Genomic DNA, 11,825 nt, shown 5'->3' with positions numbered 1-11,825 from the left:
CCCGACACCGTTATCATCGTAATGGTGCAAAGTAGTCAATGTGAACTTGCTGCTGAGGCGATCTTAGTAGGTGCTGCGGATTATTTACTGAAACCATTCTCTGATTACCAGTTGATTAAAGCGATAAAGCGAGCGGAGAGCTTACGCAAACCAATGGATGATTTTATTCTTTGTTCGGCTGAAAGCCGTCAGGTTGTACAACTCGCACATCGTGCTGCACAAACCGATGCAACTGTATTGATTCGAGGCGAATCGGGCACCGGTAAAGAGTTGTTGGCTCGCTACATTCACACACATTCTCCGCGCGCAGATGGGCCGTTTGTGGCTTTCAATTGCGCAGCTATGCCTGAATCGATGATTGAAGCCATGCTATTTGGTCATACAAAGGGGGCTTATACCGGTGCAACCAGTGAGCTGGTGGGGAAGTTTGAACTCGCCAATAATGGCACCATCATGTTAGATGAAATTGCTGAAATGCCATTGCAATTACAAGCTAAGTTACTGCGCGTGATCCAGGAACGAGAAGTTGAACGGCTCGGTAGTAATAAAAAAATTAAGCTTAATATTCGTATTATCGCGGCAACAAATAAAAATTTACAAGAGGCCGTTGAAAAAGGTCTGTTCCGTCAAGATTTGTATTACCGATTAGATGTATTACCTTTGCAATGGGGGGCGTTGAGAGAGCGTAAAGATGACATTCTGCCTCTCGCGGAGTTCTTTATTCGTAAGTATGCGCCAACGCCTGATTATTTCATGAGTAGTGCTGCTAAATTGATGTTATTAGGACATGCTTGGCCTGGTAATGTTCGTGAATTAGAAAATGTAATTCAACGGGCTCTCATTATTGCTCGAGGTATGGAAATACAAGTGGCTGATTTAATGCTGCCAACGCAGTTAAATGAAAAGAAAACGGCGCTGAAAATTGTTCACCAATCTGAAGGATTGGAATCAACTAAAAAAAGGGCTGAGTACCAATATGTTTTAGATACATTAAAACAATTTAAAGGGCATAGAATGAAAACCGCTGCAGCACTAGGTGTAACCACTAGAGCGTTGCGTTACAAAATGGTAGCAATGCGAGAGCAAGGTATAGCAATTTAACTGGTGGTAATAATATGAAAATCGAAGCAAATACCCAATCAATTAATTTGATGAATAAAATGGAGCTAATGAAGCTTCAAGCTGGTAATGAAATTGCAAGTAATCCATTAGGTACTAATCAAGCCGTGTCATTTAACCAGACAATGAAAATGATGGTCAGTGATATTAATCAGCAGCAGTTAAAAGCTAATGGCATGATGTCAGCTGTCGATTCAGGCCGTAGTGATGACTTAGTTGGTGCGATGGTCATGGCAAAAAAAGCAGGTTTAAGTTTTTCGGTATTAATGCAAGTTAGAAATAAGTTGATGACCGGTTTTGATAATATTATGCGTATACCGTTGTAGGGGCTAGTGTGGAAATTTTATCTCAAGAAACAGGTCTTATCAAAAGCCCAGGTGCAGGTAATGGAAACGTGATAAAGAACATGCGTTCAGGGTTGAAACTAACTCGCGAAAAACTTTATCGATTTAGGTCTTTATTTTTTATCGGGCTGCTATCAAGCCTTATTGCTGCTGCTATTGTTGCATCGTTATGGACTGCTGAGCAGTATGTTCCCTTATATGGGAAACAAGAAATGTATGATAAAGCCAATATCCTTGAGCTGTTAGAACAACAAAAAGCTGATTTTCAGTTGGATACAGAGTCGGGACAAATTTTAGTCGCGAAAAGTCAACTAGCTCAATTACGCATGGCGTTGGCTGCACTGGGTGTCAAAAAGAACATCCCAATGGGGATGGGTGGTCTTGAAGGTAAAATGGGACTGGGCACTAGTCAGTTTATGGAGTCTAAAAGCTATCGTTTTGCACTTGAGGGCGAGTTAGCATTATCGATTATCACTATCGATGCTGTTCGTAATGCGCGTGTACATTTGGCGTTACCTGAACGCACACTGTTTATTGGACGTCATGAGGAACAGGCTTCGGCTTCGGTCATGCTTGATTTGCAACCCGGTCGAGAACTTTCTCAAGGGCAAGTTAGTGCGATCATTAATTTAGTCGCGAGCAGTGTAACAAATCTGAAGCCCGATAATATTTCAGTGGTCGATCAGGCGGGTAGATTATTAACCTTATCCGGTAGTCAGTCGAGTAATCGCGGACAAGTGGCCACGCAACAGGTTACATTTAAAAATGATCTCGAAGCACGATTAACTCGTCGAATAAGTGAACTTTTATACCCACTTGTTGGTGCTGAAAATTTTAGAATACAACTAACCGCAGATTTAGATTTTAATGAAGTCGAAGAGACTGTAGAGACGGTGAGCCCTGAAACTGTATTAACAAAGGAAAATATACGTGAACAAGTTTCTGGCGATGTAAATGCTGTTGGTATTCCAGGTTCGTTATCAAATTTACCACCAGTCAAAAAAGTGACAAAGAAAGGTAAAAAAACAGCATCGAGTGAAGCGGAATCGTCGATGATAACTAAGCGTAATGATTACAGCAAAGAATATGTTGTTGGTCGCTCTGTGATGCATAAAAAATATGAATTTGGTCGCATTAATAACTTGAGTGTTTCTGTTATTTTGAATAATAAAATAGCAACGGGTAAAGAAGGTTGGAGTGATGAAGAGTTAGCTAAAATATCGATCACGATAAAAAATGCCATTGGTATCGTTGCTAGTCGTGGCGATCAGTTAAATATTTCTGGTTATGATTTTATCGCTGTTCCTGAAATAACGCTTGAAGCGTTACCTTGGTGGCAGATGGATGTAATACAAGCGTACTTGCGCTACATCGTTATTACAATCCTCGGCTTAGCATTAATTATGTTTGTAATCAGACCATTAACTAAACACTTCGTTAGTCAATTACGACAAGCAGACAATGCTGCGCTTGCGTCAACAGAACAAACAAGTGAAGCTAAAACGAATAGCTTAAACACTGATATTAAGCCGGATGAGCTCACTAAGGCAAGTAAGCCGGTCAATATGACTGAGTTAACATCAGTTGAAATGCCAGCTTTACCAGCCCCAGGAAGTGAGTTTAGTGTGCAATTAAATCACCTACAAATTTTAGCAGATAAAGAAGCTGTTCGTGTTGCGGAAGTATTGAAAGGCTGGGTTAAGTCTAACGGAGGGAGTCAGAATGAGTCGTAATGATATGACCACAGCGTTTAGTGAAAGAGATAAAGCCGCTATTTTACTGTTAAGCATGGGCGAAGAATCAGCTGCAAAAATATTGCGATTGATGGAACCTGAAGAAGTTAAAGATGTGTCAATGGCAATGGCTCGCCTCAGTAATGTATCAAGTATTGATGCTCAGCAAATTTTACAACAATTTTTTGAACAATATACTCAGCAAAGTGGGATAAGTAGAGCATCTCGCGAATATCTTGAGAAATCATTAGATATGGCGCTTGGGCGAAAACTGGCTAGTGGCATGTTAGATTCCATTTATGGTGATGTCATGTCGAATGATATTCAGCGCTTACAGTGGTTACCTGCGGATGTTTTAGCACGTTTTTTCCGTCATGAACACTTGCAAATGCAAGCGGTTATGTTGGCATTTTTACCACCTGATACAGCCAATGCGGTGCTAAAACATTTACCCTTAGAGTCTCATGATGAACTGATCTATCGTATCGCTAATTTAGAAGACATCAGTGATCATGTAATCAATGATTTAAGAGTCACACTACAACTTTGTATTGATTTTGTTGCTGAACAGTCTGGTGCTAAAGTTGATGGCAGCAGTCAAGCGGCGAATATCCTTAATCGTTACAGTGGCGATAAAGCTAACTTAATTGAATTAGTTGAGATGCATAACGTTGATACAGCGAATGCGATTAGAGATAACATGTTCAACTTTATGATCCTTGGACGACAGCCATTAGATATTCTGCAAGCGCTTATTGAAGCCGTTCCTAATGAGGTTTTAGCCACAGCGTTGAAAGGTGCGGATAAATCAATTATCAATAAAATTGAAGAAGCATTGCCAAAACGTATGGCTGAAGCGCTTAATGCTGAAATTCAACGTTTGGGTCCTATGCCGTTGAGTAAAATAGAAATTTCACGCACTGAGGTTATGGCTATCGCCCGTAGGCTCTTTGAAAGTGGTGAGTTACAGTTACAATTATTCGAAGAACAAGTGGTTAGCTAATGAACTCAGCTCAAATTATTAAAGCCAATAAAATTAGTTATCGACGGCATGTATTTCCGCCATTTCGTGTTGGTGGCGGTGCGACCCTCGGAGCTGTTGATGAGATATCACCTAATTTTGAGCAAGGATTTCAGCAGGGCTTGGAAGAAGGACATAAGGAAGGTGTTGAGCGTGGCTTGCAGCAAGGTTTAGTTGATGGTCGTCAAGAAGGGTATAATACCGGTCTTATGCAAGGTATTGCAGAAGGCCAAATTAAAGGCGCGCAGTTATTTAAAGATGCCATTACTCAGCTTTCAACAGTGCAGAAAAAAGTCGATGAATTAGCGAAGCATAAGCTCGTTGTTCAACAAGAATTGATTGCCGATTTAGTCGGACAAGTATCTCGCCAAGTTATCCGTGCCGAACTGACTTTAAACCCTAAGCAAGTGTTAAATCTTGTTGAAGAAGCAATCCAAGTGTTTGCCGATGATATTGAAAAAGTACGTATCTTCTTAAATGTGGATGATAAAAAACGCCTTAAAGACCTCGGTATCTCAGATTTGAATGGTTGGGCACTGGAAGTTGATGATAAATTAGCTGTCGGAGATAGCTATATTAAGAGTTCAGATAAGGAAATTTCAGTTGATACCGAAGAACGTTTTCAGCAGTGTATGGAATCTATGAATCAGTCAATGACAGAAGCTAACTAGTCCAATTTTATGATGTTACAAGGGGAATTCGGCGATGAATGAAGCCTTAAAAGAGCGGTTGATTCAGGCTGTGGAAAGTATTGATGCCGGTGCTGTCGCAAAAGTTTATGGGCGACTTGTGCGTATTAATGGTTTGACACTCGAAGTGACGGGCTGTCGACTGTCTATCGGTCAACGTTGCTTTATTGAAACGCTAAACAATGGCAGTTTAGCTGCTGAAGTAGTTGGCTTCAACAGAGATATTAGTTATTTAATGCCACTCCAACATGCCGTGGGCTTGTTTTCGGGTGCGAGGGTTTCACCACAAAGTGGTATTGAAAATATTGTTGTTGGCGAACAATTATTAGGCCGGGTTGTTGATGGACTATTGCAACCGCTTGATGGCCTTCCAGCCATTACTGGTGAGTCGATCCCCCTCTTTTCTTTGCCAAATAACCCACTTAGTCGTCAACCTATCTCTGAACCCATTGATGTCGGCATTCGCTGTATTAACGCGGTTTTAACACCCGGTAAAGGGCAGCGTTTAGGTCTCTTTGCCGGCTCAGGTGTCGGTAAAAGTGTGTTATTAGGCATGATGACTCGTTATACCGAAGCTGAAATTATTATTGTTGGGCTTATTGGTGAACGCGGTCGGGAAGTACGTGAATTTATAGAACATAGTTTAGGTGAGGAAGGCCGTAAACGCGCGATTGTTGTTGCAGCGCCAGCGGATGCTACCGCTCTGATGCGCTTGCGGGCGGCACAAGTTTGTCATCGTTTAGCTGAGCATTTCCGTGATCAAGGTAAGCACGTTTTATTATTAATGGATTCTTTGACCCGCTATGCGCAAGCGCAGCGTGAGATTGGTTTAGCGATGGGAGAGCCTCCGGCAACGAAAGGTTATCCGCCTTCCGTATTCAGTCTACTCACTCAATTAGTTGAACGCGCAGGTAATGGACTTGGTAGTGGCAGCATGACTGCTATCTATACTGTGCTGGTCGAAGGCGATAACCAGCAAGAACCTATTGCTGATGCCGCTCGCGCTATTTTAGATGGTCATATCGTGCTTAGCCGTGATCTCGCTGAACAAGGACATTATCCGGCCATTGATATTAGTGCATCGATTAGCCGTGTTATGCCGCAAGTAGTCAAAAAAGATTATCTCGCGCATGCGATCAAACTGAAAAAACTATACAGCAGTTATCAACAAATCAGAGAACTGATCCCATTAGGTGGTTATCAACCCGGCAAGGACATGCAAGTAGATTATGCTGTACAGAAGTTCCCAGCGATTGCCGCATTTTTACAGCAAGGCTTAGATGAGCAAAGTGGGTTAAGCGATAGTATGAATCAATTGATTCATCTGATGGATAATGAGCATGCTAAATAGATTAATCGGTATAGAACAAAAAAAATTAGATGAATTAGCAGCGCAGCGAATACAGTTTAATGAACAACTGCAGCGTAAAAAATATCAGGTATCTCAATTAGCGGCTTACCAACAAGCTTTAACTGCAAATAGTGGCGATAGCCAAGTATTGCATTTGCAAAATATGCAGTCGATGCGAAATCAAGTTGACGGTTTGATTGATAACCAACAGTTTGAAATCGATCTACATGAAGCGGACCTATTACGCCAGAACACGCTTATCAGCCAGAAAATTGGGCAGGTTAAAGGTTTTGAATCCGTGCTCAGGAGGCGTGAATCTAAGGCGCAGTTAGCACAAGATATAGCTGAACAATTTCAAAATGATGAACTAGCTATACAGGTTTTTTTACGGAATCGAGATTAACTTAGTATTCACCGGCTGTATTGGGTGAATACTCATCTTGCGGTTGAATATGTAAGACTTTATTTAATAGTTCGGATTGTAATGCGAGTAATTGACCATTCACTTCATTCTGGTTGTGGCAGTGGTGAGTTAGCTGCTTTAATTTATCCCATAATATGGCGACTTGAGGGCCGGATTGCGCATCTAGTGCGGCCAGTATTTTTTCCATACCCGCATTATCAGCAGTAACACCAATATGATACATCAGTTGTTTACGGCGTATAGCGTGCTTACGAATTGTTTCTAATAATATACTATGATCTTGATTTAACGTGATGAGTTCTTCACTGTTATGTTGCTGCATCAGGTTGTGCTGTTTGTGCAGTAATTCATGGAATAGTGAGTAATTTTTAATATCTGCCTTTAGGCCTGAAATTAAAGCGATGATAAATTGACGAACTTTACTCATCGACGGTGCATCTCAACAATACTATCAGTCAGTATGTCTAAATCTAAGCTTAGTTTACCTTCTCTAAGTAGTGCCGAAATGCGGTTCACTTTATCCATGTCTATATCCGAAGTCGGTGCTAACTTATCGCTGATATTAACAAAGTTATCGGCTTTTCGATTCACTTCAGTTGTTTGTTTCAAACCTTGAACTGCAGTATCAGTTGTTACTTTAGTTGAGCTTGATACGGCTTTAGCCATTGCGTGACCATTAATGCTATTGGTTATTTTCATGCTGTTCTCGTACCTACAATTATCCGGTTATTATAGTTAAGCGACACAAACAGAGTGTAACTGTAATTCTAAATGGAAAATAAACTAAAATAAAGTTTCAACAACGCCTGATGCAATGATTTTAGCCTGAATCTTTTTTCCAGATGACAGGTTCTTAATATAGATTTTATCACCTAATTGACCATTCTGCAGGGCTTTTCCTTTCATTGATACTACAAAACTGCCTGAACCGGCCCTGATTATGACTTCATCATTACGCTCGACTAAGAGACGTTGCTGTAATTGACTTGGTAAGATGATTTTACCTGACCTAATTCGGCGTTTAGCTCGTTGATTGACTAATTGTTGTGAGCTTGTGATAAAACGTTGGGTGTGACGGCTTATTACTCCCCGTTGTAACTGAATATTTTGTTTTTTTAGTATCTGATTGGGGTTAATGTCTGTTTTAGCATGCCACACTTCTAACCCTATTTTTACTTTAGCGTGCGCGCGGATCTTCCAGCTTGGCTGTGTACAAGATATTAAATAATTGACTCGACCGATAGGTGCATTATTTGGTGTTGCCCGTTGATATTGCACGGTGTCTTTACAGGCAGGCAAGTGATTTGCTTTATTCGGTAGCCAGATGAGGACCTCAGCATCATAATTTCGCCAGTTTTGCTGCTGGCTATAGCGCTTAATATCTTGATCAACCTGTTGCTTAAATAAATGCGCAGACACGCTGTAACTCAGTGACCACAGAATACTTAATATCAGTAACTTCCTTAGGGGAAGTTGCACTTCCGCACCCACTTCCCTTTTTTGTTTACTTGCATGGTAAGTCATTGTTTTAACACTCTTTAATTTGTGGTGTGAATATTGCTTAAGTTGACTAAGTTTATGATAACAAACCATAGGAATCACAGTTCATGGCAATAAATTTTGATAAAGCACTGGGGATTCATCCTTACGCTTTACAAGCGCGAGTTCAACGCAGTGAAATTTTAGCTGGTAACTTAGCCAATGTTGATACTCCGGGTTATCTGGCCCGCGATTATGATTTCAAGTCAGTGCTGACAAATTTAGAAATGCAATTAAATCAATCAACGGGCGGTAGATTACCAGAACTCGAAATGGATAGTCTATATCGTGTGCCATTTCAAGCTTCAAAAGACGGTAATACTGCTGAGTTAGGTGTCGAACAAGCAAAATTTAATAACAATGCGATGAACTTCCAAAGTAGTTTAACGTTCTTAAATATGCGTATTCAAGGACTTCAAAAAGTAATCGATGGACGCTAATTATGTCGTTTAATAATATCTATGAAATTGCTGGTAGTGGTATGCGAAGCCAGACATTACGTTTGAATACAGTCGCCTCAAATTTAGCGAATGTGAACTCTGCAGCAAGCAGCGAAAAAGAAGCATATCATGCTTTGAAACCGATCTTTTCGACTATCTATCAAACGAGTCAAGAAACGTTAGAGGTGACGGGAGCAAGCGTTAATATGCTTGGGGTTACTCGATCACAACAAGCTATCGAACGTCGATATGAGCCTGAAAATACACTCGCAAATAATGATGGCTACGTTTTTTATTCGAATGTGAATGCGGTGGCTGAAATGGCTGACATGATGTCGGCATCTCGTAGTTTTGAGAGTTCAGCTGAGGTCATGCGCCGTGTCAATAGCATGCAACAAAGTCTGTTAAGACTTGGACAAGGGTAGCGGTTATGAATCCAATAAATAATAGCAACAGAACGAACCCAGCTCAGACGTCTGAGGTTACAGCCAATAGTGCTTTGGGCTTGAAAAATGAATTTTTACAGATGATGGTTGCGCAAATTAAAAACCAGGACCCTCTTGATCCACTAGATGGTACTGAGTATGTCAGCCAATTGGCCCAGTTTTCGATGGTTGAAGGGGTTGAAGGGTTACGTGCCGGTCAATCTAGTCAAGCTGAAATGCTCTATACCCAACAAGTACTACAGAGCACAGCCTTAATTGGTACCACAGTGTTAGTCCCATCTACTGGCATTGCTGCCAAGCAAGGTGAAAAACCAAGCGGTGTTATCCGTCTCGATGGTGCGGCTGATGAAGTTACCCTGACTGTAAAAGATTTGAACGGCAAGGTTATTAATACACAAACTTGGAAATACCCTGAGTCTGGCGATATTGCATTCGAAGTGCCAGAACTAGATGAAGGCAGCTATGTGTTTGACGTTGAAGTTAAAATGGGTGAACGAGTACTAAACGGTGCCCCCTTACTATCGCGAGAAGTTGAAAAAGTAACGCTGCCAAAAACAGGTTCTGATATTCAGCTGTCAATTGCAGGTATGGGTAGTGTCTCTCTGTTCTCTATTTCTGAATTTGGTAAAACAACAAGTTAAGGGTTTAAAATGTCTTATAGTATCGGTTTGTCAGGGCTTCGTTCTACCAATGAGCAGCTTAATGTTATTTCGCAAAATATTGCCAATGTAAATACCTCGGGTTTTAAATCAGGTCGTGCAGAGTTCTCTTCTGTTTACAGTGGTGGTTCTGCTGGCGGTGTGGAAGTTGCTGCGATTTCAAGTAACTTTGATCGCGATGGCGATGTCGTTAATACTGGCCGTTCAATGGATCTTGCGATCTCTGGTCGTGGTTTTTTTGTATTAAATAATGGCGGTGAAACATCTTATACGCGTGCTGGTTCGTTTGTTCGTAATGCGAGCAATTATATTGAAACCAGTAGTGGTGCGCGCTTACAGGGTTACCCTGTCGATGCAAATGGCGCACTGTTAAGCGGTGTTATTTCGGATCTAAAGGTCGGCACTGGTACATTACCCGCGAAAGCATCGTCAAGTGTTGAATTTGCCGCTAACTTAAAAGCCGATGCTGCAGCACCTGCGACAGCGTTTGACCCCACCAATATCCAACCTGATATGTATAACTATTCACAATCAGGCAAAGTTTTTGATTCATTAGGCCGTGAGCACGTGTTAACACAGTATTTTGTTAAACAAGTGCCCGGACCTGCTGTTACAGCCGTGGCTGCTAAACCAGCGGTGATAGCGGATCCGACGGCTACGCCGAAAGTCATCGGCAGCCCTGAAGTGAAAGCGGTTGCTGCTAGAGGTATTACTGTTGAAAATGAATGGGATGTACATTATTTCATCGATGGACAAAAAGCCGGTACTACCGCAACGCAAACATTAAATTTTGACACCAGTGGTAACATCACGTCGCCAACTGGCTCGGTAGAGCTTTCGCAGACTATAACGGGTGCTGATCCATTAAGCATCAAAATATCAATGACGAATATGAGTCAAAATGCAGCAAGTTTTAGCTTGAGTCGTAATGAAACTAACGGTTATGGCGCCGGCGATCTGAAAACAATTCGTATTGATGATGATGGATCTCTCTACGGTGTTTACACTAATGGTCAAGATAAGCTACAAGGCAAAGTGATTTTGGCTAATTTTGCTAATCCAAATGGCTTACGTCAAGGTGATAATACCACATGGGGTCAGAGTTTTGCCTCGGGTGCACCAACTGTAGGCTTACCAAGCAGTGGCACACTGGGTTCATTAACGTCGGGTGCTTATGAAGGTTCTAACGTAGACCTGACTGGTGAACTCGTTAGTTTGATGACAGCACAGCGTAACTATCAAGCTAATTCTAAAACAATTTCAGCCGCTGAAAAAATGACTCAAGTGTTATTTAACGCATTTTAATAGGAATTAGTTGATGAAACTACTCTATACCGCTTTATCTGGTGCCGAGCAAAGCCAAACGGCAATGAACATTCGCGCTAATAATCTGGCGAATGTTAATACCAACGGCTTTAAAGCGGATATTGATCGCGCTGTAGCTTACAAGATCGAAGGCGCGGGTTATGAAACTCGTTATCTTAGTCAAAGTGCAGCGTCAGGTACTAATTTTTCTGCTGGTAAGCTAGAAAAAACTGGCCGTAGCTTAGATATCGCAATTCAAGGCGAAGGCTATATTGCAGTGCGAACGCCGGGTGGAGCTGAAGCATATACTCGGGCAGGCAGCATGACATTAGACAGTGAAGGCCGTGCTTCCATTAATGGTAACGCTGTGGTTGCTAATGGTGCGCAACTTACTTTTCCTGAATACCAAAGTATCGAAATTGGCAGTGATGGGACTGTGACTGCCATTACTTTAGGCGGTGCACAGGTTCAAGTTGGCCAAATAAAGCTGATTAAACCTGAAGCGGGCAGCATGGTGAAAGGGCAGGACGGCTTGTTGCATTTAAAGGCGGGCGCTGTAGGAAATCGAGCTGAAGATGTCGCGTTAGTGTCAGGATTTCTGGAAGGTTCTAATGTGAATGCGGTGACCGAGTTGGTTTCATCAATGATGGTTAATCGCCAGTTTGAACTGCAAATTAAGATGATGAAAACTGCTGATACATTGGCTCAAAAAGGCAATCAACTGATCAGCGGTTGATAATAATTAATTACTTTAG

The 11,825-nt window shown here is 41.6% G+C and carries 15 protein-coding genes; 12 read left to right on the top strand and 3 right to left on the bottom strand.

Going from position 1 to position 11,825, the window contains the following annotated elements:
* The 7 genes from PE36_RS06255 to PE36_RS06225 form a co-directional block, all read left to right on the top strand.
* On the top strand, nt 1-1,101 hold a 1,101-nt coding region (locus tag PE36_RS06255; protein WP_006031125.1), incomplete at its 5' end, for a sigma-54 dependent transcriptional regulator.
* Nucleotides 1,102-1,115: 14 nt separating this feature from the next.
* Nucleotides 1,116-1,445 (top strand): flagellar hook-basal body complex protein FliE, encoded by a 330-nt coding sequence (locus PE36_RS06250; protein ID WP_006031124.1) that lies wholly within the window; start codon nt 1,116-1,118, stop codon nt 1,443-1,445.
* Nucleotides 1,446-1,453: 8 nt separating this feature from the next.
* Nucleotides 1,454-3,196 (top strand): flagellar basal-body MS-ring/collar protein FliF, encoded by a 1,743-nt coding sequence (fliF, locus tag PE36_RS06245; RefSeq protein WP_006031123.1) that lies wholly within the window; start codon nt 1,454-1,456, stop codon nt 3,194-3,196.
* Nucleotides 3,186-4,199: a FliG C-terminal domain-containing protein gene (locus PE36_RS06240; protein ID WP_006031122.1), complete on the top strand. Its 1,014-nt coding sequence runs from the start codon at nt 3,186-3,188 to the stop codon at nt 4,197-4,199. Before fliF ends, PE36_RS06240 begins: the two co-directional genes overlap by 11 nt.
* Nucleotides 4,199-4,888, top strand: coding sequence for a FliH/SctL family protein (locus tag PE36_RS06235; RefSeq protein WP_006031121.1), 690 nt, complete (start codon nt 4,199-4,201; stop codon nt 4,886-4,888). Before PE36_RS06240 ends, PE36_RS06235 begins: the two co-directional genes overlap by 1 nt.
* Nucleotides 4,889-4,922: 34 nt before the next feature.
* Nucleotides 4,923-6,257: a FliI/YscN family ATPase gene (locus PE36_RS06230; RefSeq protein ID WP_006031120.1), complete on the top strand. Its 1,335-nt coding sequence runs from the start codon at nt 4,923-4,925 to the stop codon at nt 6,255-6,257.
* On the top strand, nt 6,247-6,660 hold the full coding sequence (locus PE36_RS06225; RefSeq protein WP_006031119.1) for a flagellar FliJ family protein: 414 nt from the start codon (nt 6,247-6,249) through the stop codon (nt 6,658-6,660). The genes PE36_RS06230 and PE36_RS06225 overlap by 11 nt, the downstream gene beginning before the upstream one ends.
* Before the next feature lies 1 nt (nt 6,661).
* Here the strand turns inward: PE36_RS06225 and PE36_RS06220 are convergent, their stop codons facing one another.
* The 3 genes from PE36_RS06220 to flgA all read right to left on the bottom strand — a co-directional run bounded on the left by PE36_RS06220 (nt 6,662) and on the right by flgA (nt 8,205).
* A complete protein-coding gene (locus PE36_RS06220; RefSeq protein ID WP_006031118.1) occupies nt 6,662-7,108 on the bottom strand; it encodes a flagella synthesis protein FlgN in 447 nt (148 codons plus the stop codon).
* Nucleotides 7,105-7,380 (bottom strand): flagellar biosynthesis anti-sigma factor FlgM, encoded by a 276-nt coding sequence (locus PE36_RS06215; protein WP_006031117.1) that lies wholly within the window; start codon nt 7,378-7,380, stop codon nt 7,105-7,107. Before PE36_RS06215 ends, PE36_RS06220 begins: the two co-directional genes overlap by 4 nt.
* A gap of 84 nt (nt 7,381-7,464) precedes the next feature.
* Nucleotides 7,465-8,205: a flagellar basal body P-ring formation chaperone FlgA gene (gene flgA / locus PE36_RS23695; protein WP_052298058.1), complete on the bottom strand. Its 741-nt coding sequence runs from the start codon at nt 8,203-8,205 to the stop codon at nt 7,465-7,467.
* Between the two features lie 83 nt (nt 8,206-8,288).
* Here flgA and flgB point away from each other — a divergent pair, with 83 nt between their 5' ends.
* From flgB to PE36_RS06185, 5 genes are read left to right on the top strand one after another with little or no spacing between them, the layout of a single operon-like run.
* Nucleotides 8,289-8,660, top strand: a complete 372-nt coding sequence (gene flgB, locus PE36_RS06205) for a flagellar basal body rod protein FlgB (protein ID WP_006031115.1) — start codon at nt 8,289-8,291, stop codon at nt 8,658-8,660.
* A 2-nt stretch (nt 8,661-8,662) separates the two neighbouring features.
* Entirely contained in the window at nt 8,663-9,085 is a 423-nt protein-coding gene (gene flgC, locus PE36_RS06200) for a flagellar basal body rod protein FlgC (RefSeq protein ID WP_006031114.1), read from the top strand.
* A 5-nt stretch (nt 9,086-9,090) separates the two neighbouring features.
* Nucleotides 9,091-9,747, top strand: coding sequence for a flagellar hook assembly protein FlgD (locus tag PE36_RS06195; RefSeq protein WP_006031113.1), 657 nt, complete (start codon nt 9,091-9,093; stop codon nt 9,745-9,747).
* 9 nt (nt 9,748-9,756) lie between these two features.
* Nucleotides 9,757-11,070 (top strand): flagellar hook protein FlgE, encoded by a 1,314-nt coding sequence (flgE, locus tag PE36_RS06190; protein WP_006031112.1) that lies wholly within the window; start codon nt 9,757-9,759, stop codon nt 11,068-11,070.
* 13 nt (nt 11,071-11,083) lie between these two features.
* The gene (locus tag PE36_RS06185) at nt 11,084-11,806 is read left to right on the top strand and encodes a flagellar basal body rod protein FlgF (protein ID WP_006031111.1); all 723 of its coding nucleotides are present in this window, start codon (nt 11,084-11,086) and stop codon (nt 11,804-11,806) included.
* Nucleotides 11,807-11,825: the final 19 nt, after the last annotated feature.

Source organism: Moritella sp. PE36 (assembly GCF_000170855.1).
GTDB lineage: Bacteria > Pseudomonadota > Gammaproteobacteria > Enterobacterales > Moritellaceae > Moritella.
The sequence above is the reverse complement of the archived record's forward strand: the minus strand, read 5'-3'. Positions and strand labels throughout refer to the sequence as shown.

Coding starts and splice junctions, on each gene's coding strand:
- PE36_RS06235 (WP_006031121.1), top strand. CDS start 4,199: ATGAACTCAGCTCAAATTATTAAAGCCAATAAAATTAGTTATCGACGG.
- PE36_RS06185 (WP_006031111.1), top strand. CDS start 11,084: ATGAAACTACTCTATACCGCTTTATCTGGTGCCGAGCAAAGCCAAACG.
- PE36_RS06250 (WP_006031124.1), top strand. CDS start 1,116: ATGAAAATCGAAGCAAATACCCAATCAATTAATTTGATGAATAAAATG.
- PE36_RS06240 (WP_006031122.1), top strand. CDS start 3,186: ATGAGTCGTAATGATATGACCACAGCGTTTAGTGAAAGAGATAAAGCC.
- PE36_RS06220 (WP_006031118.1), bottom strand. CDS start 7,108: ATGAGTAAAGTTCGTCAATTTATCATCGCTTTAATTTCAGGCCTAAAG.
- PE36_RS06225 (WP_006031119.1), top strand. CDS start 6,247: ATGCTAAATAGATTAATCGGTATAGAACAAAAAAAATTAGATGAATTA.
- flgC (WP_006031114.1), top strand. CDS start 8,663: ATGTCGTTTAATAATATCTATGAAATTGCTGGTAGTGGTATGCGAAGC.
- PE36_RS06230 (WP_006031120.1), top strand. CDS start 4,923: ATGAATGAAGCCTTAAAAGAGCGGTTGATTCAGGCTGTGGAAAGTATT.
- PE36_RS06195 (WP_006031113.1), top strand. CDS start 9,091: ATGAATCCAATAAATAATAGCAACAGAACGAACCCAGCTCAGACGTCT.
- flgE (WP_006031112.1), top strand. CDS start 9,757: ATGTCTTATAGTATCGGTTTGTCAGGGCTTCGTTCTACCAATGAGCAG.
- PE36_RS06215 (WP_006031117.1), bottom strand. CDS start 7,380: ATGAAAATAACCAATAGCATTAATGGTCACGCAATGGCTAAAGCCGTA.
- flgB (WP_006031115.1), top strand. CDS start 8,289: ATGGCAATAAATTTTGATAAAGCACTGGGGATTCATCCTTACGCTTTA.
- flgA (WP_052298058.1), bottom strand. CDS start 8,205: ATGACTTACCATGCAAGTAAACAAAAAAGGGAAGTGGGTGCGGAAGTG.